We start from the raw sequence: 25,126 nt of genomic DNA on the forward strand, positions 1-25,126 counted from the left end.
ACCGGTAATCCGGTGCACACATCACGAGAGCGGAACCGTCGAGCGGAATAAGCCCGACGGTTCACAGCGTCCTCGCTGTGTTTTCTTCAAAGGAACCTCGTCCCGGCCGTGATGACCGGAGACGGGGTATCAACATATCTGGCGTTGATTTTTGGCACGCTGTTGAGTTCTCAAGGAACGGTCGCTTCCTTTGTACTCACCCGAGAGACTCTCTCGCGGCTTTCCTCCGGGCGCTTCCCTTCGGTCTTGCGTTTCCGACTCTATCAGATCCTTTCGGCGTCTGATTCCCAGTCAGCGGGATTTGTCTTCGCGGCTGTTGGGCCGTTCCGACGAGTGAGACTTTAGCGGATTCCCGGCTCCCGAGCTAATCGGGGGCCTGCGCCCTTTCGAACGCGGAGTCCTCATTTCGCAAATACGCACGCATGAGCGTGCCAAGTCCACGACGACGAATCATCGCTTCTCGGTGAGTACCTGCGGAATGGCTGTCCGGGGACCGACCGGAGTCGGCGCTCACGTCGGACAACCCGGAGAACACTACGGACCGGGTCGGGGTGTGTCAACTCGCCTGCTCGGAGCCCGCCCGGGGCGTACCGTGGAGTCCATGACGACGCGTACGTACCGACAGCTCTGGTGGGCCGCCTGACGGCGGCCGTGCTGACGTACGCACACCAACGGCCGCCGCTTCGGCGGCCGTTCGCGTTTCTCCCTCCAGGGGCTCCGGGCTCCGGGGATCGGCCGCCGGGACGGCGGCTCCGGTCCGAGAGGGAGTAGAGACGAGATGACGCGGGTCTTCAGTGGGATCAAGCCGACCGGGCACCTGACGCTGGGGAACTACCTGGGCGCCATGCGGCAGTGGGCCGCGGTGGACCAGCACCGGTCCGACGCGCTGTTCTGCGTGGTCGATCTGCACGCGCTCACCGTCGACCACGATCCGGCGCGGGTGCGCCGGCTCAGTCGGCAGGCGGCCACGCTGCTGCTGGCGGCCGGGCTCGATCCCGAGCTGTGCACGCTCTTCGTCCAGAGCCACGTCGACGAGCACGCGCGGTTGTCGTATGTGCTGGAGTGCGTGGCGACCGACGGGGAGATGCGGCGGATGATCCAGTACCGGGAGAAGGCCGCGCGGGAGCGGGAGCGCGGGGGCAGCGTGCGGCTGTCGCTGCTGACGTACCCGGTGCTGATGGCGGCGGACATCCTGGCGTACGGGGCGGACGAGGTGCCGGTCGGGGACGACCAGGCGCAGCACGTGGAACTGACCCGGGACCTGGCGGTGCGGTTCAACCAGCGGTACGGCGGGACGTTCGTGGTGCCGCGCGCGACGGTGCCGAAGGTGGCGGCGCGGGTGATGAACCTCCAGGACCCGACGTCGAAGATGGGCAAGAGCGACGACTCGGGGCCGGGGATCGTCTATCTGCTCGACGAGCCGGAGGTCGTGCGCAAGAAGGTCGCGCGGGCGGTGACGGACAGCGGGCGGGACGTCGTGTACGACCGGGAGGGGCGGCCCGGGGTGGCGAACCTGCTGGAGGTCCTGGCCGCCTGCACCGGGGGTGAGCCGGGCGCGCTGGCCGGGGCGTACGGGTCGTACGGGCAACTGAAGAAGGACACCGCCGAGGCCGTGGTGGAGGTGCTGCGGCCGGTGCGGGCGCGGCACCGGGAGCTGTGTGCCGATCCCGGGTTCGTGGAGGGCGTGCTGCGGGCGGGTGCGGAGAAGGCTCGGGCGATGGCGCGGCCGAGGGTGGACGCGGCCTACCGGGCGATCGGGTTGCTGCCGCCCGTGCCGAACGCGGCCCGGTAGGCGCGGGGGCTGGTGGCGAGGCGCGATGCGAAGTGCTGGCGCATCGTGACCTCGCTGCCGAAGCCGGCCCGGCGGGCGACCTCGGGCATGGGGAGGTCGGTGCGTTCGAGGAGTTTCTGGGCGGCGGCGAGGCGCTGGTCGAGGAGCCAGCGCAGCGGGGTCGTACCGGTGGCGGCGGTGAAGTGGCGGGCGAAGGTGCGCGGTGCCATGCCCGCGCGGGCGGCGAGGCCGGCGACGGTGAGCGGTTCGTGCAGGTGGCGCAGCGCGTGTTCGCGGACGGCGGCGAGGGTGTCGGCGTCGCGGTCGGCGTGCGGGGTGGGGTGCTCGATGAACTGGGCCTGGCCGCCGGTGCGGAAGGGGGCCGTGACCATCGAGCGGGCGATGGTGGCGGCGGCCTCGGCGCCGTGGGAGCGGCGGACCAGGTGGAGGCAGAGGTCGATGCCGGCCGCGGTGCCCGCGGCGGTCCAGATGTTGTCGTCCTCGAGGAAGAGGGCGTCCGGGACGACGTGCACCTGGGGGTGGTGGGTGCGCAGGAGGTCGATGAGGTTCCAGTGGGTGATGGCTCGGCGGCCGTCGAGGAGGCCGGCCTGGGCGAGGGTGAAGGCGCCGCCGCACAGGGCGGCGAGGGGGGTGCCGTGGGCGTGGGCGCGGCGCAGGGCGTCCAGGACCGGGGCCGGGGCGGGGGTGAGGTGGTCGTCCAGGCCGGGGACCACGACGAGGTCGGCGCGCCGCAGCCAGCTCAGGGCGCGGTCGGCGTGGAGGGTGAGGCCGCCGCGCAGGGGGACGGGGGTCGCGGGGTCGGCGGCGACGCGGCGCAGGTCGAAGGCGGGGGCGCCGCGGTCGGTGCGGTCGGTGCCCCAGACCTCGGTGATGACGGAGACGTCGAAGGCGCGGATGCCGGGGAAGGCGACGAGGGCGACGCGGTAGGGGGCTGCGCGGTGGGGCTCTGCACCGTGTGGCTGTGCGCGGTGGGGCTGTGTGCGCTGCGGGTCGGCCATGATGGCAGTAAACCATCGATCGATGACTTTCCCGGGTCTGGGACCCGGGGTCCTGCGGCGGGATGCTCGGGGCATGGAGATAGCGGAGAACGCAGCGCTGGTGGTCGTGGACGTGCAGAAGGGCTTCGAGGAGGCCGGTTTCTGGGGGCCGCGGAACAATCCGGGGGCCGACGAGAACGTCGCCGCCCTCATCGACGTGTGGCAGGCGACGGGGCGGCCGGTGGTGTTCGTGCGGCACGACTCGGTGAAGCCGGACTCGCCGCTGCGCGTGGGGCACGCCGGGAACGGTTTCAAGGAGTACGTGGAGGCGCGGCGCGGGAAGGGCAGCGGCGGTGAGCTGCTGGTGACGAAGTCGGTGAACTCGGCGTTCTACGGGACGCCCGACCTGGGGGCGTGGCTGACGGAGGCCGGGATCGGGCAGCTCGTGCTGGCCGGCATCCAGACGAACATGTGCGTGGAGACGACCGCGCGGATGGGCGGGAACCTGGGCTACGACGTGGTGGTGGCGCTGGACGCGACGCACACGTTCGACCTCGTGGGGCCGTTCGGCTGGCGGCGCACGGCGGAGGAACTGGCGCAGGCGACGGCGGTGTCGCTGCACGGGGGCGGCTTCGCGCGCGTGGTGACGACGCAGGACGTCGTGACCGCGGCGAAGTGACCCGCCCCCTTCCCCTCCATTGGGTCGGCCGTCAGTCCTTGGTGCCGGAGGCCAGCTCGCGGCTGCGGTCGCGGGCGGCTTCCAGGGCGGCGATGAGGGCGGCCCGTACGCCGTGGTTCTCCAGTTCGCGGATGGCGTTGATGGTCGTGCCCGCGGGGGAGGTGACGTTCTCGCGGAGCTTGACCGGGTGTTCGCCGCTGTCGCGGAGCATGGTCGCGGCGCCGATCGCGGACTGGACGATCAGGTCGTGGGCCTTGTCGCGGGGCAGGCCGAGCAGGATGCCCGCGTCGGTCATGGCCTCGACGAGGTAGAAGAAGTACGCCGGTCCCGAGCCGGACAGGGCCGTGCAGGCGTCCTGCTGGTTCTCCGGGACGCGCAGGGTCTTGCCGACGGCGCCGAAGATCTCCTCGGCGTGGGTGAGGTGGGCGGCGGTGGCGTGGGTGCCGGCGGAGATGACGGACATCGCCTCGTCGACGAGGGCGGGGGTGTTCGTCATGACGCGGACCACCGGGGTGCCCTCGGTGAGGCGCTCCTCGATGAACGCCGTGGTGATGCCGGCGGCCCCGCTGATGACCAGGCGGTCGGCGGGGACGTGCGGCGCGAGTTCGTCGAGGAGGCTGCCCATGTCCTGCGGCTTGACGGTGAGGATGAGGGTGTCGGCGCCCTTGGCGGCTTCGGCGTTGGTGACCGGGGTGACGCCGTAGCGGCTGCGCAGCTCCTCGGCGCGCTCCGGGCGGCGGGCGGTGACCAGGAGGTCGGCCGGGGTCCAGCCGCCGCGGATCATGCCGCTGAGCAGGGCTTCGCCGATCTTTCCGGTGCCGAGGACTGCGACGGTCTGGGTCATGGCTGCGGTGCCCTCCGGGGGTGCGTCGTCCTGGGGGCATCCTCCCATTCGGGGCGGGGGGTGGGGGGTGGTGTCCGGGAGGTGGGACGTCGGGGGTGCGGGCCGGGGGTCACGCCGTGCGGCGTCGGAGGGTGGCCGCTCCCAGGCAGAGAACGAGGAGGGCGCAGCCGGCGACGACCAGGACGTCCCGTACGAAGGTGGCGGTCATGTCGGTGTGCCGGAGGACCTCGTTCATGCCGTCCACCGCGTAGGACATGGGCAGGACGTCGGAGACGGCCTCCAGGGCGGGGTGCATGGCGTCGCGCGGGGTGAACAGTCCGCACAGCAACAGCTGGGGGAAGATCACCGCCGGCATGAACTGGACCGCCTGGAACTCGGAGGCGGCGAAGGCCGACACGAACAGGCCGAGGGCCGTGCCCAGCAGGGCGTCGAGCAGCGCCACCAGGAGCAGCAGCCACGGGGAGCCGGTGACGTCGAGGCCCAGGAGCCAGAGGGCGAGGCCGGTGGCGAGGGCCGACTGGACGATGGCGAGGGCGCCGAAGGCCAGGGCGTAGCCGGCGATGACGTCGCCCTTGCCGAGCGGCATGGCGAGGAGGCGTTCCAGAGTGCCGGAGGTGCGCTCGCGCAGGGTGGCGATGGACGTCACCAGGAACATCGTGATCAGCGGGAAGATCCCGAGCAGGGACGCGCCGATGCTGTCGAACGTGCGCGGGCTGCCGTCGAACACGTAGCGCAGCAGGACCAGCAGGACGCACGGGATGAGGACCAGCAGGGCGATCGTGCGGGGGTCGTGGCGCAGTTGGCGCAGGACGCGGGTCGCGGTGGCGAGGGTGCGGGCGGGGCTGAGGGCGCGGGCGGGGGCGGGCGTCGGTGTCGCTCCCGGTCGCGGTGCCGGTGTCGGTGCCGCGGGGGTCGTGGCGGTGGTGCTCATCGGGTCGTCGTCTCCTTCGCGCCCTCGGTGCGCTGCGCCGTGGGCTCCGTGCTGTGCCCGGTCCTGGCCGCGGCTTCGTCGACCAGGTGCAGGAACGCCGCCTCCACCGTGTCGGCGCCGGTGCGCTCGCGCAGGGCGTCGGGGGTGTCGTCGGCGAGGATCTCGCCCTCGCGCATGAGGAGGAGGCGGTGGCAGCGCTCGGCCTCGTCCATGACGTGCGAGGAGATCAGCAGGGTGGCGCCGCGGTCGGCGAGCCGGTGGAAGAGGGTCCACAGGTCGCGGCGCAGCACCGGGTCGAGACCGACGGTCGGCTCGTCGAGGACCAGCAGCTCGGGGGTGCCGAGCAGGGCGACGGCGAGGGAGACGCGGTTGCGCTGGCCGCCGGAGAGGTTGCCGGCGAGGGCGTCGGCGTGGGTCGCGAGGTCCACTTCGGCGAGGACCCGGTCGACGTCGGCGCGGCGGGCGGCGGCCGGGCTCGCCGGGGACAGGACCGCGGCGAAGTAGTCGAGGTTCTGCCGGACGGACAGGTCGTCGTAGACCGACGGGGCCTGGGTGACGTAGCCGACGCGGGTGCGCAGGGCGGGGTGGCCGGCCGGGTGGCCGAGCACGTCGAGCGTGCCGCTGACCTTGGCCTGGGTGCCGACGATCGAGCGCATCAACGTCGACTTGCCGCAGCCGGACGGGCCCAGCAGGCCGGTGATCTGGCCGCGGGGGACGGTGAAGCGCAGGCCGCGCAGGACGGTGCGGGGGCCTCGGGTGACGGTGAGGGCGTCGGCGCGGAGGGCCGGGTCGGGGTGGGGGGCGGAGTCGGGGTGGGGGGCGGAAGTGGGGAGGGGGGCGGAAGTGGGGTCGGGTGGACGGGCTGAATTAATCATCATGTGATGATTAAATGACCTGAGTAGGGGGTGCCGTCAAGGGGGAACGTCGATCGGAGGTCAGGAAGGGGTCGCCACCAGCAGGTCGGCTCGGGTGCGCTGTCGGGTGCCGGTGAGTGGGGGCTCGTCGCGCAGTTCCCCGCGCCCCTGAGGGGGTGCCGGGTGACGGTGCGTTGTCGGGTGCGGGTCCGGGGCGCAAGCCCGTACGCGTTGGATCGGTGAGCGGACTGCGTCAGGAGCGGCGGCGCTTCCTCGACGGGTTGCCCGTGCGGCGGGACGTGCGGCGGCGGTGCTGGTCGAGGGCGGCCTCGTACTCCTCGCGGTGCAGCTTCTCGCCGGGGGCCTCGGTGAGGGAGCGGAAGAAGTAGGCGAGCAGGGAGCCGATGAAGCCGATGGCCAGCAGGCCGCGCAGCGACGCCTGGCGTTCGGGGTCGGGCCGCCGGGTGAAGCCGTCCCAGGTGTGCCGGAAGGCGAGCGCGCTGCACACGGCGAACATCACGACGACCAGGACGGTGACGAAGGCGCCGATGTCGGCGATCCGCAGCCCCTGGTAGGCGAAGCGCAGGACGAGGCAGGAGGCGACGGCGGCGGCGAGCGAGCCGACGGCCACGCCGACGCGGCGGGGCGTGTAGCCCTTGTCGTGCTCCACCCAGGTCGTGCCGAAGAAGCGCAGGGGCTCGGGGCGCGGGCCCGTGGAGCCCGCCGTGGTGTCCGGTGTGCCGTTGTCGTCGCTCACGGGACGATTATGGCTCCGGACGGGGGCGGGCTCCCGGGCTGGGTGCGGCTGGCCGGATGGCGCCGGGCCAGGTGGTGCCGGGCCAGGTGGTGCCGGCCAGTTGGTCAGAGGGCGCAGCGCGACGCCACGTAACCGTCGCTGCCCGTCTTCACGAACGCGTCGGACACGAACTCGCCGCTGGCTATGTTGTCCCAGATGTTCGACGTGCCGTAGGGGCCCGAGACGTTCGTGCCCGGCGTCTGGCAGTAGATCGCGACCTTTGAACCCTCGGGCAGGACGCGGACGATGCTGTAGCCCGTGCCGGGGCCGCTGCGGACGTTGAGGCGCACGCCCGGGGCGACCGGGTAGTACGTGACGGCCGCGGCGGTCGCCGTGGCGATCTCGGCCTCCGCGATGACGCCGGTGTCCCCGGCTCCGACGGTCTCCTCGATGCGCTCGACAGACATGAAAAACCTCCCCCGTTGCACCCCATGACAGCCATGGGGTCCCAGTGATTCCCCACCGGCGCCGTTTGAAACACGTGTGCGCAATTCGCACGAGGGGACCAGCACGCCTCCTCTGTCCCGTACGGGTCATCGACTAGGCTCCGTGCGTCGCGCGCGCGAACGAACAGCACGGGGGTGGTTCATGACGCCACAGCGCAACACCGGAGCGGGCGCGGAAGCGGAACGTCCCGGACTTCCCGAGTACACCGGCCACTACGTCCTGGAGTCCTGTCTTGGCTCCGGCGGCATGGGCGTCGTCCACCTGGCCCGCAGCACCTCCGGCATGCGGGTGGCGGTGAAGGTGGTGCACGCCGAGTTCGCCAAGGACCCCGAGTTCAGGGGCCGTTTCCGGCAGGAGGTGGCCGCCGCCCGGCGGGTGAGCGGCGCCTTCACCGCGCCCGTCGTCGACGCCGACCCGGGGGCCGAACGCCCCTGGATGGCTACCCTGTTCATCCCCGGGCCCACCCTCTCCGACCGCGTGAAGCGGAACGGGCCGCTGGCGCCGGGTGAGTTGCGGCGGCTGATGGCCGGGCTCGCGGAGGCGTTGCGCGACATCCACCGGGTCGGCGTCGTCCACCGCGACCTCAAGCCGAGCAACGTACTGCTCGCCGAGGACGGACCGAAGGTGATCGACTTCGGCATCTCCCGGCCCAAGGACAGCGAACTGCGCACCGAGACCGGCAAGTTGATCGGCACGCCGCCGTTCATGGCGCCGGAGCAGTTCCGCCGGCCGCGCGAGGTGGGGCCGGCGGCGGACGTTTTCGCGCTGGGGTCGGTGATGGTGCACGCGGCGACGGGGCGCGGGCCGTTCGACTCCGACAGCCCGTACGTCGTGGCCTACCAAGTGGTGCACCACGAGCCCGACATGACCGGCGTCCCGGAGAACCTGGCCCCGCTGGTGCTGCGGTGCCTGGCGAAGGAGCCCGAGGATCGGCCCACGCCGGACGAACTGATGCGTGAGCTGCGGTCGGTGGCGGCCTCGTACGACACGCAGGCGTTCATACCGGCGCAGCGGCCGGAGGGTGACCCGGCGAGCGTGGGCGGTCTGCTCGGCGACAGCGGTCCGGGGAGCGGGGGCGGTCCCGTGTCCGGCACCGACAGGGGCGGGGCGCCGAGTGGCGCGTCCGACCTCGGGGCCCCCGCTGCTGCTACCGGTGACCCCGCAGACGCCGGTGACCCCGCAGACGCCGGTGACCCCGCAGACGCCGATGACTCCGCCGACGCAGGCGGCTCCGCCGACGCCAAGCACCCCGCGGACGCCGCCGAGCCGGCCGGGCCCTCCGTGGGCCGGCCCCGCCACAGGGTCTCGCGGCGCATGGCCCTCGTGGCCGCGACGCTGGGTCTGGTGGTCGGAGGGGTGTTCGCCTCGGTGGAGCTCGCGGGCGGAGCGGCTTCGTCGCCGAACCCGGGCCCCCGGGCCACGGCGGGCGGGTTCGCGGCGTGGGAGTCGGCATCGGTGTCCGGGGCGGCGTCCGTGCCGCGGTGCTCGTACGGCTCGGGGGCGTTGTTCTGCGCCCAGTCCGGCCTGGTCTTCGCCCTGGACGCCTCCGACGGCGCCGTGCTGTGGAAGCACCGCGTCAGGAAGGCGTACGGGAGTGCCCCGCCGGTGCTCGCCGGGGGCCTGGTGCAGCCGATGGCGGACCAGGAGCGGCGGTTGGAGGGACTCGACCCCCGTACGGGCACGCCCCGCTGGACGCGGGACATGCCCGCGCACGTCGGGCTGCGGGTGGCCGGCGGCACCGTGCTGCTCACGGGCCCCGACGGGACGGTGACCGCCGTGGGCGCCGCGTCCGGCGCGACGACGTGGCGCCACGCGCTCCCCGGCCGGGGCACCCCGGCCTTCTCCTCGTTCGCCGGTGACCCGCTGGCCTACGCCACCAGCGCGTCCGACGCCGGCAGCACGAAGGTCACCGCGGTCGACCCCGGCACCGGGACCGTGCGCTGGGACGCCCGGCTGCACGGCACGCTGAGGCCGGTCGGCAGCAGCGGCGGCCGCCTGTTCTTCCTCTCGGTCGACAAGGGCTCCGGCTTCACGGACGCGGTCGTGCGGTACGACCCGGTCTCGGGCGCGACGCGCCGGGTGCCGTTGCCGGTCGAACGCGCCGATCCGGTCGTCGGCGTGCACGGGGACGTCGTGTACCTGCTGGCCACCGGCGGGTCCCTGGAGGCCGTCGACATGGACGCGCGCGAGCGGCTGTGGCACCTGGAGACGGGGGTGACCCGCGGTTCGGCGCCCGTGGCCGCCGGGGACCACCTCTACCTCACCGCACCCGACGGACGGCTCCTGGCCGTGGACGCCCGCGACGGCGGTCTCCTGGGCCAGACGCCGCCGCGGCTGGGCGCGAACTCCGACCAGGTCAGCGGGTACCTGCCGGTACCGGTGGTGGCCGACGGCCGCGTCTACGCCGCCGCCCCCGACGGCACCGTCTTCGCGGTGGACGGCCGGGACCCGGCCGGGTGGTGACGGCGAGGGCCGCCTCCCTCAGGGGAAGCGGCCCTCGGTGCCTGTACGGCCGGTGCTGTTCGCCTGGGGCTCAGCCCAGCTTCGACACGTCGCGCACCGCGCCCTTGTCGGCGCTGGTCGCCATCGCGGCGTAGGCCCGCAGCGCCGCGCTGACCTTGCGGTCGCGGTTCTTGGGCGCGTACGCGCCGCCCAGCGCCTGCTCGCGGCGGGCCAGTTCGGCCTCGTCGACGAGGAGCTCGATCGTGCGGCCGGGGATGTCGATGCGGATGCGGTCGCCGTCCTCGACGAGCGCGATCGTGCCGCCGGAGGCCGCCTCGGGCGAGGCGTGGCCGATGGACAGGCCGGACGTGCCGCCGGAGAAGCGGCCGTCGGTGACCAGCGCGCACGCCTTGCCCAGGCCGCGGCCCTTCAGGTACGAGGTCGGGTAGAGCATCTCCTGCATGCCCGGTCCGCCCTTGGGGCCCTCGTAGCGGATGACCACCACGTCGCCCTCCTTGACCTGCTGGGTCAGGATCTTCTGGACGGCCTCCTCCTGCGACTCGCAGACCACCGCGGGGCCCTCGAAGGTCCAGATGGACGGGTCCACGCCGGCCGTCTTGACCACGCAACCGTCCACGGCGAGGTTGCCCTTGAGGACCGCGAGCCCGCCGTCCTGGGAGTAGGCGTGCTCCAGGCTGCGGATGCAGCCGCCCTCGGCGTCCACGTCCAGCGCCTCCCAGCGCTCCGACTGGGAGAAGGCCTCCGCCGAGCGGACGCAGCCCGGCGCCGCGTGCCACAGCTCGACCGCCTCGGGGGAGGGCGAACCGCCGCGCACGTCCCACGTCTTGAGCCAGTCCGACAGCGACGGGCTGTGCACCGAGTGCACGTCCTCGTTCAGCAGGCCCGCGCGGTGCAGCTCGCCGAGCAGGGCGGGGATGCCGCCGGCCCGGTGCACGTCCTCCATGTAGTACGTGCGGTCCTTGGCGACGTTGGGCGCCACCTTCGCCAGGCACGGCACCCGGCGCGAGACCGCGTCGATCTGCTCCAGGCCGAAGGGCACCTCCGCCTCCTGGGCGGCGGCCAGCAGGTGCAGGATCGTGTTGGTGGAGCCGCCCATCGCGATGTCGAGCGCCATGGCGTTCTCGAACGCCGCGAAGGTGGCGATCGAGCGGGGCAGCACGCTCTCGTCGTCCTGCTCGTAGTAGCGGTGGACCAGGTCCATCACCGTGTGCGCCGCGTTCACGTAGAGCTGCTTGCGCGCGGTGTGGGTGGCCAGGACCGAGCCGTTGCCGGGCAGCGACAGGCCGATCGCCTCGGTCAGGCAGTTCATCGAGTTGGCCGTGAACATGCCCGAACAGGAGCCACAGGTCGGACAGGCGTTCTCCTCGATGCGGAGGATGTCCTCGTCCGAGATCTTGTCGTTCACGGCGTCGGAGATCGCGTCGACCAGGTCGAGCGTGCGGACCGTGCCGTCGACCAGGGTGGCTCGGCCGGACTCCATCGGGCCGCCGGAGACGAAGACCGTGGGGATGTTCAGGCGCAGGGCCGCGTTGAGCATGCCCGGCGTGATCTTGTCGCAGTTGGAGATGCAGACCAGCGCGTCGGCGCAGTGCGCCTCGACCATGTACTCGACCGAGTCCGCGATCAGGTCGCGGGAGGGCAGGGAGTACAGCATGCCGCCGTGGCCCATGGCGATGCCGTCGTCCACGGCGATCGTGTTGAACTCGCGCGGGATGCCGCCGGCCTCGCGGATCGCCTCGCTGACGATGCGGCCGACCGGCTGGAGGTGCGTGTGGCCCGGCACGAACTCGGTGAAGGAGTTGGCGACGGCGATGATCGGCTTCCGGCCGATGTCCGCACCGGGTACACCGGAGGCGCGCATCAGGGCGCGGGCGCCCGCCATGTTGCGGCCGTGGGTGACTGTGCGGGACCTCAGCTCGGGCATCGTCGCTCGCTCCTTCAGAGACTGCGATCTGGGAGATCGTGACCGTCAGAGAGACTTCTGACTGTGAACGAGCCTACGCCCGTCATCCAGGGGTCGGGACAAGGTGTCCGGAATGCGGGACGCGTGTCTCGGCGCCGTGCTACGGGAGCGGAGCTCCGAGGGACCCGATCGCTCCGAGGGACCCGTGCCTCACGGCGCCGTCAGGTGTCCCTGCACCACCGGCGCCACCCGGCGGATCACCTGCTCCAGGTCCGCCGACGCCAGCGGCTCCACCTTGATCACGTACCGCAGCATCGCGCACCCCACCAGCTGCGCCGCCGCGAGTTCCGCGCGCAGCTCGGCGTCCGGCACCTCGAGCTGGGCGGCGACGCGGCGCAGCAGCTGGGAGACGACCAGGCGGCGGAAGACGGCGGCCGCGGTCTCGTTGTTGACCGCGGAGCGCAGGATCGCGAGCAGGGGCGTGCGGGTGGTGGGGTTCTCCCAGACGCCGAAGATGAAGCGCGTCAGCCGCTCCCCCACGTCCTCGCGCGGGCCCTCGGCGACGGCGTCGGGCGCGTGCAGCGCGGGCGCGAAGGCGACCGCCACGGCCGCCTCGAAGACGCCCTCCTTGGTGCCGAAGTAGTGGTGCACCAGCGCCGAGTCGACGCCCGCGGCCTTGGCGATGCCGCGCACCGACGTCCCGTCGTACCCGTACCGGGAGAACTCCGCGCGCGCGGTGTCGAGGATCCGGTCCCGGGTGTCGGCGGGTTCGGTACGGCGCGGTCGGCCGCGGCCCCGCGTGCGGGGGCGGGGGTCGGGCGCGGCGGGCTCGGACCGGGTGTCGGGCACGTCGGTCACCGCCGGGGCACCTTCACCGGCGAGGCCAGGTGGAGGCGGGTGAAGGCCAGGGCCTCGGCGAGGTCGGCCTCGCGTTCGGCGCCGGACATGGCGCGCCGGGTGTTGACCTCGATGACGACGTGCCCGTCGAAGCCGGTGCGCGCGAGGCGCTCCAGCAGCTCGGCGCAGGGCTGGCTGCCGCGGCCCGGCACCAGGTGCTCGTCCTTGTTGGAGCCCAGGCCGTCGGCGAGGTGGACGTGGCCCAGCCGGTCCCCCATGCGGTCGACCATGTCCAGGGCGTCCGTGCGGGCCGTAGCGGCGTGGCTGAGGTCGATCGTGAAGTGCCGGTAGTCGTCCTTGGTGACGTCCCAGTCGGGCGCGTAGGCGAGCATCTCCCGGTCCCGGTACCGCCACGGGTACATGTTCTCCACGGCGAACCGCACGTCCGTCTCGTCCGCCATCCGCCAGATGCCCTGGACGAAGTCGCGCGCGTACTGGCGCTGCCAGCGGAAGGGCGGGTGCACCACGACGGCGCCGGCGCCCAGCTTCTCCGCCGCCGCACGCGCGCGCTGGAGCTTGGTCCAGGGGTCGGTCGACCACACGCGCTGGGTGATGAGCAGGCAGGGGGCGTGCACGGCCAGGATCGGGATGCCGTGGTAGTCGCTGAGGCGGCGCAGGGCGTCGATGTCCTGGCTGACGGGGTCGTTCCACACCATGACCTCGACGCCGTCGTACCCGAGGCGCGCGGCGATCTCGAAGGCCGTCGCCGTCGACTCCGGATACACCGAGGCCGTGGACAGCGCGACCTTCGCATCCGGGATGCGCACCACTGGTTCTGCCACGAGGGACAGGGTACGGTCCCGCGCTCGCCGTCGGGGAGCTGGACCGGGCGCTCCCCCGTCGGCCCCGCGCCGACCGGCCACGCGTGCGTGGCCCGTCGTCACCGGGGCGTCCGGGGCCCGGTACGCGGGCGTTCGCGCTCGTGAGCCGGGGGGTGGGCCGGTGCGGGGCGGGTGCGCGGGCGGGGGGTGCGGACGGCGGGCCGGGGGCGGCGTTCACGGGTGGGAAGGTGGCGCACTTCACGGCGTACGGGGGCCCGTGGGCGCCGTAGGGAGTGGGGACGCTGCTGTCCCCGGGCCGTTCCCGATGGCCTCCCATTCCCCGCGCCGTCCATGGAGCCCGCCGCGTCGCGGTGCCGTCCCCGGAGCCCGCCGCGTCCCCGCGCCGTCCCCTGAACCCGCCGCGTCCCCGAGCCGCGCCGGGGTCACCGCGTCACACCACCACCATCTGGTCCAGCCGCCGCAGGATCACGCCCTCCCGCAGCGCCCAGGGGCAGACCTCCAGCGTCTCGACCCCGAACAGGTCCATCGCCCCCTCGGCCACCAGGGCCCCCGCGAGCAACTGTCCCGCGCGCCCCTCGGAGACGCCGGGCAGCTCCGCCCGCTGGGCCCCGGTCATGCCGGCCAGCCGCGGCACCCACGCCTCCAGGGACTCCCGCTTGAGTTCGCGCTGCACGTACAGGCCCTCGGCGGAGCGCGCGGCCCCGGCTATCCGGGCGAGCTGCTTGAACGTCTTGGACGTGGCCACCACGTGGTCGGGCGCGCCGAACCGGCTGAACTCGCCCACCGTCCGCGCGATCTGCGCGCGCACGTGGCGGCGCAGCGCCCGTACGTCCTCGGGCCGGGGCGGGTCGCCGGGCAGCCAGCCCGCGGTGAGCCGGCCGGCGCCCAGCGGCAGCGACACGGCCGCGTCGGGCTCCTCGTCGATGCCGTAGGCGATCTCCAGGGAGCCGCCGCCGATGTCCAGCACCAGCAGCTTCCCGGCGGACCAGCCGAACCAGCGGCGGGCGGCGAGGAAGGTGAGCCGCGCCTCCTCGTCGCCGGCCAGGACCTGCAGCTCGACGCCGGTCTGCTCCTGCACGCGCGCGAGGACGTCGTCGGCGTTGCTGGCCTCGCGCACGGCGGAGGTCGCGAACGGCAGCAGCTCCTCGACGCCCTTGTCCTCGGCGGCCTGGAGGGCGTCGTGCACGACGGCGATCAGCCGGTCGACCCCCTCGGGGCCGATCGCGCCGTCCCCGTCGAGGAGCTGGGCGAGGCGCAGCTCCGCCTTGTGCGAGTGCGCGGGCAGCGGGCGCGCACCCGGGTGCGCGTCCACCACCAGCAGATGCACCGTGTTCGATCCCACGTCGAGGACACCGAGTCTCATGGAGGGAAACGCTACTGCCGCCAGTGCTTTTCCCGGGCCCCCGTGCGGTGCCGGGAACGGACCTGGGCGACTTACCCTGGACGCGTGCCAAAGACGAAAAAGGCGAAGGACGAAAAGGCGACGAAGAAGGCCGATGCCGACATCGTGCGCGAATCGTCCGAGGTTCCTGTGCAGGGGAAGTCACCGGTGAAGCCCTCCAAGAAGTCGAAGAAGGCCCTGGCCGCCGTGGAGGCGGCCGCCCTGGCGGCGGACGAGAAGGGCGGCCTCGACTTCACGCGCGCGTGGGTGGAGTTCCCGGACCCGGCGGACGACGAGCAGGTCTTCCGCTGCGACCTGACGTGGCTGACCTCCCGCTGGAACTGCATCTTCGGCAGCGGCTGCCAAGGCATCCAGCCGGGCCGCGCGGCCGACGGCTGCTGCACGCTGGGCGCCCACTTCTCCGACGAGGAGGACGAGCAGCGCGTGGCCGGCCACGTCGCCCGGCTCACTCCGGAGATCTGGCAGCACCACGCCGAGGGCACGCGCGGCGGCTGGGTCTCGGAGGACGAGGACGGCTCCCGTCAGACCCGCCCGTTCGAGGGCTCGTGCATCTTCCAGAACCGCCCCGGCTTCCCCGGCGGCGCGGGCTGCTCGCTGCACATCCTCGCGCTGCGCGAGGGCCGCGAGCCGCTGGAGACCAAGCCGGACGTCTGCTGGCAGCTGCCGGTCCGGCGGACGTACGACTGGATCGACCGGCCCGACGACACGCGCGTGCTGCAGGTGTCGATCGGCGAGTACGACCGCCGCGGCTGGGGCCCCGGCGGCCACGACCTGCACTGGTGGTGCACGTCGGCGACCTCGGCGCACGGCGCGGGCGAGCCGGTGTACGTGTCCTACCGCGCGGAGCTGACCGAGCTGATGGGCAAGGCCGGCTACGACCGCCTGGTCGAGCTGTGCGAGGAGCGCCTGGCGTCCAGCCTGCCCCTGCTGGCCCCGCACCCGGCGGACCCGGTCGGCCCGGACGCCTGACCGGTTCTGCCGCCTGACGACGGTTCTGCCGCCTGACGCCGGGCCTCACGCCCGACGCCGTCCGGTTCGCCCCGCGTGCTGCGCCTCCTACGACGTCTCCGGGCTCGGCGCCCCGCTGCTCTCGACCGGCGACGGGGTGTCGTCCGGCCCGGACGGCGAGCCGCTGGGCGTGGGCTCCGGGTCGGTCGTGGTGGGCGGGTCGCTGGGCGTCGGGTCGGAGGGCGTCGAGGTGGACGGCGTGGGCTCGGGCGAGGAGGGCGGCGGTCCGCTGGGACTGCCGGACCCCGGGCCTGAGGGGCCGGGGCCGTGCGGCACGGCGCCGCGGCCCTCGATCGAGACGACGGCGCCGGCCGGGGCGATCGCCACGCGTGCGTGCCACTGCCCGGCGGGTTCGCGCAGGGGGTCGACGTACACCTTGACGGTGACCGACTCCCCGGGCGCGAGGGTGCCCGAGGACCGGCTCAGGTAGAGCCAGGAGGCGCCCGTCGACGCGGACCAGGTGACCGGTCCGTCGGCCTCGGCGGCGGCGGTCAGCGTGATGAGCGTGGTGTCGCCGCGGCTGCTCGCGGTGACCGACAGGCTGTCCGGGCCCTTGGTGCCGGCACCGCTGACGCTGACGACCTCCACGGAGACGTCGGACCCGTCAGCGCCGTCGATGCCGGAGCCGGGGCGGGTGCTGGCGTTGCCCGCGTTCTCGTAGCCGCCGGTGACGTCCCCGTCGGTGGTGCCGGGGCCGTGCGCCTCGCTCGCGCCCGCCGCGTGGCCGTCGACGCCCTCGCCGGTCGGCGTGCCCCGGTAGGCGGCCCACAGGGCGAACACGGGCGCGGCGACGACGGTCGCCACGACGGTCGTGGTGACGGCACGCGCGCGCAGGCGGTCGCGGCGGGCCGCGCGGTCCTTGGGGTCCATCGGGAAGCCGCGCCGGTCGAAGCGGGGCGCGGTGGCACCCCGCGCGCGGGGCAGGTGCGCGAGCGCGTGGTGCAGGGCCCGGCGGGGCGCGGACAGCACGGGCAGCTCGGCCGGGGTGACCCCGGCGCCGGGCCAGCGTCCCGGCACGGCGCGCTCGGCGGCGCGGCGGCAGCGGGGGCAGTCGTCGACGTGCCGGACCAGTTCGCGGCGCAGGGCGGAGCTCAGGACGAGCTGCTGGTCGCCGGTGAGCCGGGCCACCCCGGGACAGCCGCCGGTCTCCACGACGGCGAGCGCCGCACGCGTGCGCTCGACCTCACAGGCGGCACTGGCGAGCAGTTCGCGGGCGGCGGCGTGGTCCATGCCGAGGACGGCGGCGACCTCGTGGGCGGCGAGCTGGTGGCGCACCGCGAGTTCCAGCGCCTCGCGCTGCTCGGGGGTGGTGCCGGCCGCCTCCGGCCAGGCGAGCAGGGCGAGTTCGCGCCGTCGTTGCTCGCGCACGTCGTCCGGGACGGGTGGGGCGGGGGGCCGCGCGGCCGGCGGGCGGTGGGTGCCGTGGCGGCCCGCCGCGTGCGTGCCCTGACGTTTCTGCTTGGCCTCGGCCAGCTTGCGCAGGCACGCCCAGCGGGCCAGGGCGTACAGCCACGCGCGGCGGTCGCCCGCGGCGTCCGGGACGCGCTGTCCGCGCCGGTCGGCGAGGGCGAGGACGTCCGCGAGGGCGGCGGTGGCCGCGTCGTGGTCGCACAGCACCGACAGGCAGTAGGTGAACAGGCCGTCCAGGTACGGCTCGTAGGGCGTCGCCGGGCGTTGCACCGCCGTGCGGGTCGCACCGCGGTCACGCGCCTCCCGGTGCGCCCGGTGTGCGCCGGTCGTGCGGGTCGTGGTCTCCGGGCTGCTGCTCGTCACCCGTGCGACCGTAGGCGTCCTGGAACGGACAGCTCCCGCCCCTTGAGCCCTTTTAATCCGTACGGGTGAAACGATCCCTCATAAGGGGACAGCGGCCTCCGGGGCGGCCCCGCACGGACCGCCGCAACGGTCCCCGGAAGGTCCCCGGAAGGCCCCCGGGGAGGAGCGCGGGGCGGAGCCCGGGCCCGGTTGTCAGACCCTGCGGTTACGGTTTCCCCATGGCTGCCCGTACCAAGACCACCAAGGACCGTCCGTCGTACCGCTGCACGGAGTGCGGCTGGCAGACGGCCAAGTGGCTGGGCCGCTGCGCCGAGTGCCAGGCGTGGGGCACCGTCGAGGAGTACGGCGGCGCCCCCGCGGTACGCACCACCGCGCCGGGCCGGGTCACCACCTCCGCGCTGCCCATCGGCCAGGTCGACGGGCGGCAGGCCACCGCGCGCTCCACGGGCGTGCCGGAGCTGGACCGGGTACTCGGCGGCGGGCTCGTGCCGGGCGCGGTGGTGCTGCTCGCGGGCGAGCCGGGCGTCGGCAAGTCGACCCTGCTGCTGGACGTGGCCGCCAAGGCGGCGAGCGAGGAACACCGCACGCTGTACGTGACCGGCGAGGAGTCGGCGAGCCAGGTCCGCCTGCGCGCCGACCGCATCAACGCCCTGCACGACCACCTCTACCTGGCCGCCGAGACCGACCTCTCCGCCGTCCTCGGCCACCTGGACGCGGTGAAGCCGTCGCTGCTGGTCCTCGACTCGGTGCAGACGGTCGCCTCCCCGGAGATCGACGGCGCGCCGGGCGGCATGGCCCAGGTGCGCGAGGTGGCCGGCGCCCTGATCCGCGCCTCCAAGGACCGCGGCATGTCGACGCTCCTGGTGGGCCACGTCACCAAGGACGGCGCCATCGCCGGGCCCCGCCTGCTGGAGCACCTGGTGGACGTCGTCCTCCACTTCGAGGGCGACCGCCACGCGCGCCTGCGGCTCGTACGGGGCGTCAAGAACCGCTACGGCGCGACCGACGAGGTCGGCTGCTTCGAACTGCACGACGAGGGCATCACGGGCCTCGCAGACCCGAGCGGACTGTTCCTGACCCGCCGTGACGAACCGGTCCCGGGCACCTGCCTGACCGTCACCCTGGAGGGCCGGCGCCCGCTGGTCGCCGAGGTGCAGGCGCTCACCGTCGACTCCCAGATCCCCTCCCCGCGCCGCACGACGTCCGGCCTGGAGACCTCCCGGGTGTCGATGATGCTGGCCGTCCTGGAGCAGCGCGGCCGCATCAGCGCCCTCGGCAAGCGCGACATCTACTCGGCGACGGTGGGCGGTGTGAAGCTGTCCGAGCCGGCCGCCGACCTCGCGATCGCCCTCGCGCTGGCCTCCGCCGCCAGCGACACCCCGCTGCCCAAGAACCTGGTCGCGATCGGCGAAGTCGGCCTCGCGGGCGAGGTGAGGAGGGTCACGGGCGTGCAGCGCAGGCTCGCCGAGGCGCACCGGCTGGGCTTCACGCACGCGCTGGTGCCGGGCGATCCGGGCAAGGTCCCGGCCGGTATGAAGGTCCTGGAAGTGGCGGACATGGGGGACGCCCTGCGGGTCCTGCCGCGCTCCCGTCGCCGCGAGGCCCCGCGGGAGGCGGAGGACCGCCGGTAGACTTTGCCCAGGTCTCGCCCGTCCGTACGAACCGAGTGCGCGAAACGGGAGCGCCCCAGAACCTGCGACCGGAGGAGTGCAGTGGCAGCCAACGACCGGGCAGCAGCTCCCGGCAAGTCCGGTGGGAGTGCCGGTTCCGATGGCCTCATGCGCGCCTCGCTGAGCGCCGTGGCACCCGGCACGGCCCTGCGCGACGGGCTCGAGCGCGTCCTGCGCGGCAACACCGGCGGCCTGATCGTGCTGGGCTCCGACAAGACCGTCGAGACGATGGCCACGGGCGGATTCGTGCTGGACGTCGAGTTCACCGCGACCCGGCTGCGCGAGCTGTGCAAGCTCGACGGCGGCATCGTCCTGTCCTCCGACCTGTCGAAGATCCTCCGCGCGGGCGTGCAGTTCGTGCCCGACGCCACGATCCCGACCGAGGAGACCGGCACCCGGCACCGCACGGCGGACCGCGTCTCCAAGCAGGTCGGCTTCCCGGTGGTGTCCGTCTCGCAGTCGATGCGGCTGATCGCGCTCTACGTCGACGGGCAGCGGCGCGTGCTGGAGGACTCGGCGGCGATCCTGTCCCGCGCGAACCAGGCGCTGGCGACCCTGGAGCGCTACAAGCTCCGCCTGGACGAGGTCGCGGGGACGCTGTCGGCGCTGGAGATCGAGGACCTGGTGACGGTCCGGGACGTCTCCGCGGTCGCGCAGCGCCTGGAGATGGTGCGCCGCATCGCGACGGAGATCGCCGAGTACGTCGTCGAGCTGGGCACCGACGGCCGCCTGCTGGCCCTCCAGCTGGACGAGCTGATCGCCGGCGTGGAGCCCGAGCGCTCCCTGGTCGTCCGGGACTACGTGCCCGAGCCGACGGCCAAGCGCTCCCGCACGGTCGACGAGGCCCTCTCCGAGCTGGACGCCCTCAGCCACGCCGAGCTGCTCGAACTGTCCACGGTGGCCCGCGCGTTGGGGTACACCGGCTCCCCCGAGGCACTGGACTCGGCGGTCTCCCCGCGCGGCTTCCGGCTGCTGGCCAAGGTGCCCCGGCTCCCCGGCGCGATCATCGACCGCCTGGTGGAGCACTTCGGCGGCCTGCAGAAGCTCCTCGCCGCGAGCGTCGACGACCTGCAGACGGTCGACGGCGTCGGCGAGGCCCGGGCCCGGAGCGTCCGCGAGGGCCTGTCCCGCCTGGCGGAGTCGTCGATCCTGGAGCGGTACGTCTAGGACGGGTCAGCGCCGCGCCGCCACCGGCTCGGCCGCGGACGGCCGTACCGCTGGAACGGCACGGCGCGCTCGGGCCGGCCGGACGCACCCCGGTCCGCCGGATGCCCCCTGCCCCGCCGCAAGCGCCCTGGTCCGCCGTCGGAACGAACGCTAGTCCGCCGTCAGCACGAACGACGTCTGCGCCTTGGCGAACCCGGGCACCTCGGCTTCCACCAGGTACGTCCCGGCCCCGGCCTTCCCCGCGGGAGGCGTCGCGCAGTGCGGCGCGCTCGGCCGGCGGTCCCACTTCACGGTGTACGTGAAGGCCTCCCCGGCCGGCACCCGGTACAGCAGGCTCCCGGACACCTTCGGGCAGTCGTCCGACGCCCAGTAGTCGTCCGTGGACCCGGCCTGAGTGAGCGTCAGCACTGCGTTCTTCGGCGCGAGGTCGAGCTTGCAGTCACTGCCGGAGCGGTTCTTCGCCGTGATCCGGAACGTCGGCGTCTCCCCCGGCGCGTAGCTGTTGCGGACGCTGCGCAGCGTCAACGTCACCACGCTGGGCGTGCAGTTGGGCAGTGTGGTCCCGGCCGGCAGTGTGGTCGCCGCGCTCCCGGCGCCGACACCGTCCCCGACGGCACCGCCGCTCACGGACGCGTCACCGTTGCCGTCGCCGCTCCCGGAACCGCCCGAGCCCGCCGACCCACCGGACCCGGAACCGGAACCGTCCCCCGCGGAGGACCCGGACGACGACCCGCCGGTCCCGGAGCCCCCGCTGCTCGACTCGTCGCGTCCGCCCGGGTGTTGGCTGATGGCGGGCCCCGATCCGGAGGGCCCGGGCGTGATGGAGGAGGCGGGATTCTTGCCGTCGCCCCCGTCGGCGCCGTTGTGGCCGCCACCGCCGCCCGAGGTGACGATCCAGGCGACCAGGAGCGCCAACAGGGCGATCACGGACACCAGTACGACCCTCCGTCGCCAGTAGATGGAGGAGGGAAGCGGCCCGACCGGATTGCGCAGAGATCCCACGGCGCAAACTGTACGAGAGATCTTGGCCTTCGCCGTTCTCACCCGCCGCCCGCGGCGCAACTTTTCCGGATCATCATCCCGGTCCCCGCGGCGAGTTCCGCTCCCTGCGGCCCCCGCCCAGCCCCTTGAATGCGGTGCGTGACGAGGACGGCGCACCCGGCACGGACAGTGAGCGGACCCCGTACGGATTCGCGATCGCGTGCCTTGCAGCTCTGGCCACGGCTCGCCCCGCGCCGTCGACCCCCCGGCGGCCGCCCCACCCCGTCGGGTGACGGTACGCACGCGTGCACCCCTGTCGTGGCAGGATCGAAAGGCCATGACTGCGCCCACGAAGCCCCCGCACGGCACCGCCGCCCTGCCCCCCGCCGCCGCCGCGATCGCCCCCGACACCGCCGCCGACCCCGCAGCCGCCGCCGACACCGTCCCCGGCCCGGCCGCCGCCGAGCCGCCGTCCGCCGGACCGGTGCCGGGCGGCGCGCACCTGCACTCCCCCGTCATCGACTGGTTCGAGGACAACGCCCGCGACCTGCCCTGGCGTCGCCCCGAGGCCGGGGCGTGGGGCGTGATGGTCAGCGAGTTCATGCTCCAGCAGACGCCGGTCAGCCGGGTCCTGCCCGTCTACGAGCAGTGGCTCGCCCGCTGGCCCCGCCCCGCCGACCTGGCCGCGGACGCCCCCGGCGAGGCCGTCCGCGCGTGGGGTCGCCTCGGCTACCCGCGGCGCGCCCTGCGCCTGCACGGCGCCGCGGTGGCCATAACGGAGCGGCACGGCGGTGACGTACCGGCGGACCACGCGCAGCTCCTCGCGCTGCCCGGCATCGGCGAGTACACGGCCGCGGCGGTCGCCTCCTTCGCGTACGGACAGCGGCACGCCGTCCTGGACACCAACGTCCGCCGGGTGTTCGCGCGCGCGGTGACGGGTGTGCAGTACCCGCCGAACGCCACCACGGCCGCCGAGCGCCGGCTGGCCCGCGCGCTGCTGCCCGAGGACGAGCGGACGGCCGCCCGCTGGGCCGCCGCCTCCATGGAGCTCGGCGCGCTGGTGTGCACCGCGAAGAACGAGAGCTGCCACCGCTGCCCGATCGCGGCCCAGTGCGCGTGGCGGCTCGCCGGCAAGCCGGAGCACGCCGGTCCGCCGCGGCGCGGGCAGACGTACGCGGGCACCGACCGACAGGTGCGCGGCAAGCTGCTCGCCGTGCTGCGCGAGGCCCACGCGCCCGTGCCGCAGTCCGCGCTGGACCGGGTGTGGCACGAACCGGTGCAGCGCGCACGGGCGTTGGACGGTCTCGTGGCGGACGGTCTGGTCGAGCCGCTGCCGGGCGGTCTGTACCGGCTGCCGCACAGCTGACGCACGGCAGCCCGACAGCGGACGCACCACCGGCAACGGCCGTATCGCGCCCGTGACACGGCGATCGTCACAGCCGGATGCCGGACAAATCACCTCATAAGCCTCTCAACAGCCCCATCCCTATACCCCGTTACCGCGGCTGTTACACAACCGACGGACAGCTGAGCGCTGGCCGCAGGCTGCTTCGGACAGCGCCGTGACAAGTGCTCCGTAGCTTCTCTTCCGTGGCCGCCACCGACGCGGGGGCCACGGACCTGAAGCAGGAACCGGCCGGGGGCAGCCCGCCGGAAAACGGGGAACTTTTCGGAGGCGGTTGATCATGGCGCAGGGCGAGGTGCTCGAGTTCGAGGAGTACGTCCGCACCCGGCAGGACGCGCTGCTGCGCAGCGCCCGCCGGCTGGTCCCGGACCCGGTCGACGCCCAGGACCTGCTCCAGACCGCGCTGGCGCGCACCTACGGCCGCTGGGAGGGCATCGCCGACAAGCGGCTCGCCGACGCCTACCTGCGCCGGGTCATGATCAACACCCGCACCGAGTGGTGGCGCGCGCGCAAGCTGGAGGAGGTGCCCACCGAGCAGCTCCCGGACGCGTGCGTGGACGACGCCACCGAGCAGCACGCGGACCGCGCCCTGCTGATGGACGCGATGAAGGTCCTCGCACCCAAGCAGCGCAGCGTCGTGGTCCTGCGACACTGGGAGCAGATGTCCACGGAGGAGACCGCCGCGGCCCTCGGCATGTCGGCGGGAACGGTCAAGAGCACGCTGCACCGGGCGCTCGCCCGGCTCCGCGAGGAGCTGGAGGCGCGCGACCTGGACGCACGCGCGCTGGAGCGTGAGGAGCGGGAGCGTTGCGCGGCGGCTTGACCGACCCCGGGCCCACCCCGGACCGGCCCGGGACCACCCCGGCCCCCGGGGCCCTGCAGGCGGCAGGCACGGCAGTGGCCGTGCTCGCCGCCCTGGCCTTTTTGGTCTCCGCGTGCGCCACCGGCGGCACCGGCGCCCGTGACGAGGGCCCGGCCCACGCCGACGGGGTGGCGGGCAGCGCGAAGGTCTCCGCCTCGGCGGCGCCCAGCGACACGCCCGACCGGGTGGACGCCGTGCGGCTGATCAAGCAGGACCCGGCCGTCTCGGCGGAGGTCAAGCGCGAGCTCAAGCCGTGCGTCGGCGACGAGTACCCGGTCGACGTCTCCTACGGCGACCTCACCGGCGGCTCCGGGAGCGACGTCGTCGTCAACATCCTGACGTGCAGCGACCCGGTCGGCGTCGGCGCCTACGTGTACCGCGAGCGCGGCGGCCGGTACGAGAACGTCTTCAAGGCCGAGGAGCCGCCGGTCTACGCCGAGATCGACCGGGGCGACCTGGTGGTGACCAAGCAGGTCTACGAGCGGGGCGACCCGGTCTCCAGCCCGTCCGGCGAGAACGTCATCACGTACCACTGGAGCGCGGGCCGTTTCACCGAGGCGTTCCGCACCCACAACGACTACAGCAACGTGGTCGGCGGGGACGCGACCCCCGCCCCCGAGAGCGGATGAACGGGGTCCGCGACACTTTCCGGGTGGGCGTGAACCGATCGGGCCTCCGGATCCGATGAGGACAGTGAACGCACCACGCGCCGCGGACGTCCCCCTCAGGGGACCCGCGGGGGACGACCGAGATCCACACGAGGACCACGAGGACTGAGAGCACCGGGATGGCAGACCAGACACACGTCCTGTTCGTCGAGGACGACGACGTCATCCGCGAGGCCACCCAGCTCGCCCTGGAGCGGGACGGCTTCGTCGTCACGGCCATGCCCGACGGGCTGTCGGGCCTGGAGGCGTTCCGCGCGGACCGCCCCGACATCGCCCTGCTGGACGTGATGGTGCCCGGCCTGGACGGCGTGAGCCTGTGCCGGCGCATCCGCGACGAGTCCACCGTGCCGGTGATCATGCTGTCCGCGCGCGCCGACTCCATCGACGTGGTCCTCGGCCTGGAGGCCGGCGCCGACGACTACGTGACCAAGCCGTTCGACGGGGCCGTGCTGGTCGCCCGCATCCGGGCGGTGCTGCGCCGGTTCGGGCACGCGGGGGGCGGTGACCGCGCCGAGCCCGAGGCGGCCGCCGACGGCGGACTGCTGACCTTCGGGGACCTGGAGGTCGACACCGAGGGCATGGAGGTCCGCCGGGACGGCCGGCCGGTGGCGCTCACCCCGACCGAGATGCGGCTGCTGCTGGAGTTCTCCTCCGCCCCGGGCACGGTGCTCTCCCGCGACAAGCTCCTGGAGCGCGTCTGGGACTACGGCTGGGGAGGGGACACCCGCGTCGTCGACGTCCATGTGCAGCGACTGCGGCAGAAGATCGGCCAGGACCGCATCGAGACGGTCCGCGGCTTCGGTTACAAGCTGAAGGCCTGAGCGG

At 73.6% G+C, this 25,126-nt stretch carries 22 protein-coding genes; 10 read left to right on the forward strand and 12 right to left on the reverse strand.

Translation table 11 applies throughout. The annotated features are described in order from the left end of the window. The first annotated feature begins 778 nt into the window (after nucleotides 1-778). Nucleotides 779-1,792 (forward strand): tryptophan--tRNA ligase, encoded by a 1,014-nt coding sequence (gene trpS / locus AQJ30_RS31360; protein ID WP_067240695.1) that lies wholly within the window; start codon nucleotides 779-781, stop codon nucleotides 1,790-1,792. Here trpS and AQJ30_RS31365 read toward each other — a convergent pair. Then, entirely contained in the window at nucleotides 1,744-2,790 is a 1,047-nt protein-coding gene (locus AQJ30_RS31365; RefSeq protein WP_245727210.1) for a GlxA family transcriptional regulator, read from the reverse strand. The two genes, trpS and AQJ30_RS31365, sit on opposite strands and share 49 nt — an antisense overlap. 73 nt (nucleotides 2,791-2,863) lie before the next feature. Between AQJ30_RS31365 and AQJ30_RS31370 the strand changes: the two genes are divergently transcribed. Beyond that, nucleotides 2,864-3,448, forward strand: coding sequence for a cysteine hydrolase family protein (locus tag AQJ30_RS31370; protein ID WP_067240697.1), 585 nt, complete (start codon nucleotides 2,864-2,866; stop codon nucleotides 3,446-3,448). A 31-nt stretch (nucleotides 3,449-3,479) separates the two neighbouring features. On the opposite strand, the gene proC is transcribed toward AQJ30_RS31370, so the two are convergent. The 5 genes from proC to AQJ30_RS31395 form a co-directional block, all read right to left on the reverse strand. Next, nucleotides 3,480-4,292 carry a pyrroline-5-carboxylate reductase gene (proC, locus tag AQJ30_RS31375; RefSeq protein WP_067240698.1) on the reverse strand — a complete coding sequence of 271 codons (813 nt, stop codon included), beginning with the start codon at nucleotides 4,290-4,292 and terminating at the stop codon, nucleotides 3,480-3,482. Between the two features lie 109 nt (nucleotides 4,293-4,401). Beyond that, entirely contained in the window at nucleotides 4,402-5,223 is an 822-nt protein-coding gene (locus tag AQJ30_RS31380; protein ID WP_067240700.1) for an ABC transporter permease, read from the reverse strand. Continuing rightward, nucleotides 5,220-6,098, reverse strand: coding sequence for an ABC transporter ATP-binding protein (locus tag AQJ30_RS31385; RefSeq protein WP_067241035.1), 879 nt, complete (start codon nucleotides 6,096-6,098; stop codon nucleotides 5,220-5,222). The genes AQJ30_RS31380 and AQJ30_RS31385 overlap by 4 nt, the downstream gene beginning before the upstream one ends. Nucleotides 6,099-6,330: 232 nt before the next feature. Further along, nucleotides 6,331-6,834 (reverse strand): hypothetical protein, encoded by a 504-nt coding sequence (locus AQJ30_RS31390; RefSeq protein WP_067240702.1) that lies wholly within the window; start codon nucleotides 6,832-6,834, stop codon nucleotides 6,331-6,333. 104 nt (nucleotides 6,835-6,938) lie between these two features. After that, nucleotides 6,939-7,280, reverse strand: coding sequence for an SH3 domain-containing protein (locus tag AQJ30_RS31395; protein WP_067240704.1), 342 nt, complete (start codon nucleotides 7,278-7,280; stop codon nucleotides 6,939-6,941). 181 nt (nucleotides 7,281-7,461) lie between these two features. Between AQJ30_RS31395 and AQJ30_RS31400 the strand changes: the two genes are divergently transcribed. Further along, entirely contained in the window at nucleotides 7,462-9,783 is a 2,322-nt protein-coding gene (locus AQJ30_RS31400; protein ID WP_067240705.1) for a serine/threonine-protein kinase, read from the forward strand. A 70-nt stretch (nucleotides 9,784-9,853) separates the two neighbouring features. On the opposite strand, the gene ilvD is transcribed toward AQJ30_RS31400, so the two are convergent. From ilvD to AQJ30_RS31420, 4 genes are all read right to left on the reverse strand, one after another. Continuing rightward, complete coding sequence (ilvD, locus tag AQJ30_RS31405; protein WP_067240707.1) at nucleotides 9,854-11,707, reverse strand: dihydroxy-acid dehydratase; 1,854 nt, start codon at nucleotides 11,705-11,707, stop codon at nucleotides 9,854-9,856. Between the two features lie 189 nt (nucleotides 11,708-11,896). Then, nucleotides 11,897-12,535: a TetR/AcrR family transcriptional regulator gene (locus AQJ30_RS31410; RefSeq protein WP_067241037.1), complete on the reverse strand. Its 639-nt coding sequence runs from the start codon at nucleotides 12,533-12,535 to the stop codon at nucleotides 11,897-11,899. 5 nt (nucleotides 12,536-12,540) lie between these two features. After that, nucleotides 12,541-13,365, reverse strand: a complete 825-nt coding sequence (locus tag AQJ30_RS31415) for a sugar phosphate isomerase/epimerase family protein (RefSeq protein ID WP_211279140.1) — start codon at nucleotides 13,363-13,365, stop codon at nucleotides 12,541-12,543. A gap of 430 nt (nucleotides 13,366-13,795) precedes the next feature. Further along, nucleotides 13,796-14,728, reverse strand: a complete 933-nt coding sequence (locus AQJ30_RS31420) for a Ppx/GppA family phosphatase (protein ID WP_067240710.1) — start codon at nucleotides 14,726-14,728, stop codon at nucleotides 13,796-13,798. Between the two features lie 186 nt (nucleotides 14,729-14,914). On the opposite strand from AQJ30_RS31420, the gene AQJ30_RS31425 reads away from it, so the two are divergent. Then, nucleotides 14,915-15,736 (forward strand): DUF3109 family protein, encoded by an 822-nt coding sequence (locus AQJ30_RS31425; RefSeq protein ID WP_067240711.1) that lies wholly within the window; start codon nucleotides 14,915-14,917, stop codon nucleotides 15,734-15,736. A gap of 87 nt (nucleotides 15,737-15,823) precedes the next feature. Here AQJ30_RS31425 and AQJ30_RS31430 read toward each other — a convergent pair whose 3' ends face one another. Next, complete coding sequence (locus tag AQJ30_RS31430) at nucleotides 15,824-17,548, reverse strand: BACON domain-containing protein (RefSeq protein WP_067240713.1); 1,725 nt, start codon at nucleotides 17,546-17,548, stop codon at nucleotides 15,824-15,826. Nucleotides 17,549-17,766: 218 nt separating this feature from the next. Here AQJ30_RS31430 and radA point away from each other — a divergent pair, with 218 nt between their 5' ends. Together radA and disA are read left to right on the forward strand one after the other, a co-directional pair. Continuing rightward, the gene (gene radA / locus AQJ30_RS31435; RefSeq protein WP_067240715.1) at nucleotides 17,767-19,179 is read left to right on the forward strand and encodes a DNA repair protein RadA; all 1,413 of its coding nucleotides are present in this window, start codon (nucleotides 17,767-17,769) and stop codon (nucleotides 19,177-19,179) included. A gap of 81 nt (nucleotides 19,180-19,260) precedes the next feature. After that, nucleotides 19,261-20,385: a DNA integrity scanning diadenylate cyclase DisA gene (gene disA / locus AQJ30_RS31440; RefSeq protein WP_067240717.1), complete on the forward strand. Its 1,125-nt coding sequence runs from the start codon at nucleotides 19,261-19,263 to the stop codon at nucleotides 20,383-20,385. A 150-nt stretch (nucleotides 20,386-20,535) separates the two neighbouring features. Here disA and AQJ30_RS31445 read toward each other — a convergent pair whose 3' ends face one another. After that, nucleotides 20,536-21,387: a hypothetical protein gene (locus tag AQJ30_RS31445; RefSeq protein WP_079084421.1), complete on the reverse strand. Its 852-nt coding sequence runs from the start codon at nucleotides 21,385-21,387 to the stop codon at nucleotides 20,536-20,538. A 316-nt stretch (nucleotides 21,388-21,703) separates the two neighbouring features. On the opposite strand from AQJ30_RS31445, the gene AQJ30_RS31450 reads away from it, so the two are divergent. From AQJ30_RS31450 to cseB, 4 genes are all read left to right on the forward strand, one after another. Then, complete coding sequence (locus AQJ30_RS31450; RefSeq protein ID WP_107119745.1) at nucleotides 21,704-22,732, forward strand: HhH-GPD family protein; 1,029 nt, start codon at nucleotides 21,704-21,706, stop codon at nucleotides 22,730-22,732. A 319-nt stretch (nucleotides 22,733-23,051) separates the two neighbouring features. Further along, nucleotides 23,052-23,594 (forward strand): SigE family RNA polymerase sigma factor, encoded by a 543-nt coding sequence (locus tag AQJ30_RS31455; protein WP_067241044.1) that lies wholly within the window; start codon nucleotides 23,052-23,054, stop codon nucleotides 23,592-23,594. Beyond that, nucleotides 23,579-24,262: a hypothetical protein gene (locus AQJ30_RS31460; RefSeq protein WP_169808509.1), complete on the forward strand. Its 684-nt coding sequence runs from the start codon at nucleotides 23,579-23,581 to the stop codon at nucleotides 24,260-24,262. Before AQJ30_RS31455 ends, AQJ30_RS31460 begins: the two co-directional genes overlap by 16 nt. A 158-nt stretch (nucleotides 24,263-24,420) precedes the next feature. Then, the gene (cseB, locus tag AQJ30_RS31465) at nucleotides 24,421-25,122 is read left to right on the forward strand and encodes a two-component system response regulator CseB (RefSeq protein WP_067240718.1); all 702 of its coding nucleotides are present in this window, start codon (nucleotides 24,421-24,423) and stop codon (nucleotides 25,120-25,122) included. Nucleotides 25,123-25,126: the final 4 nt, after the last annotated feature.

The organism is Streptomyces longwoodensis, from assembly GCF_001514125.1.
In the GTDB taxonomy this organism is placed as follows: domain Bacteria; phylum Actinomycetota; class Actinomycetes; order Streptomycetales; family Streptomycetaceae; genus Streptomyces; species Streptomyces longwoodensis.

What these genes read in the sequence shown, in the direction of transcription:
- cseB (WP_067240718.1), top strand. Translation starts at nt 24,421, where the DNA reads ATGGCAGACCAGACACACGTCCTGTTCGTCGAGGACGACGACGTCATC.
- AQJ30_RS31395 (WP_067240704.1), bottom strand. Translation starts at nt 7,280, where the DNA reads ATGTCTGTCGAGCGCATCGAGGAGACCGTCGGAGCCGGGGACACCGGC.
- AQJ30_RS31365 (WP_245727210.1), bottom strand. Translation starts at nt 2,790, where the DNA reads ATGGCCGACCCGCAGCGCACACAGCCCCACCGCGCACAGCCACACGGT.
- trpS (WP_067240695.1), top strand. Translation starts at nt 779, where the DNA reads ATGACGCGGGTCTTCAGTGGGATCAAGCCGACCGGGCACCTGACGCTG.
- proC (WP_067240698.1), bottom strand. Translation starts at nt 4,292, where the DNA reads ATGACCCAGACCGTCGCAGTCCTCGGCACCGGAAAGATCGGCGAAGCC.
- AQJ30_RS31370 (WP_067240697.1), top strand. Translation starts at nt 2,864, where the DNA reads ATGGAGATAGCGGAGAACGCAGCGCTGGTGGTCGTGGACGTGCAGAAG.
- AQJ30_RS31420 (WP_067240710.1), bottom strand. Translation starts at nt 14,728, where the DNA reads ATGAGACTCGGTGTCCTCGACGTGGGATCGAACACGGTGCATCTGCTG.
- AQJ30_RS31400 (WP_067240705.1), top strand. Translation starts at nt 7,462, where the DNA reads ATGACGCCACAGCGCAACACCGGAGCGGGCGCGGAAGCGGAACGTCCC.
- ilvD (WP_067240707.1), bottom strand. Translation starts at nt 11,707, where the DNA reads ATGCCCGAGCTGAGGTCCCGCACAGTCACCCACGGCCGCAACATGGCG.
- AQJ30_RS31455 (WP_067241044.1), top strand. Translation starts at nt 23,052, where the DNA reads ATGGCGCAGGGCGAGGTGCTCGAGTTCGAGGAGTACGTCCGCACCCGG.
- radA (WP_067240715.1), top strand. Translation starts at nt 17,767, where the DNA reads ATGGCTGCCCGTACCAAGACCACCAAGGACCGTCCGTCGTACCGCTGC.
- AQJ30_RS31450 (WP_107119745.1), top strand. Translation starts at nt 21,704, where the DNA reads ATGACTGCGCCCACGAAGCCCCCGCACGGCACCGCCGCCCTGCCCCCC.
- AQJ30_RS31380 (WP_067240700.1), bottom strand. Translation starts at nt 5,223, where the DNA reads ATGAGCACCACCGCCACGACCCCCGCGGCACCGACACCGGCACCGCGA.
- AQJ30_RS31385 (WP_067241035.1), bottom strand. Translation starts at nt 6,098, where the DNA reads ATGATTAATTCAGCCCGTCCACCCGACCCCACTTCCGCCCCCCTCCCC.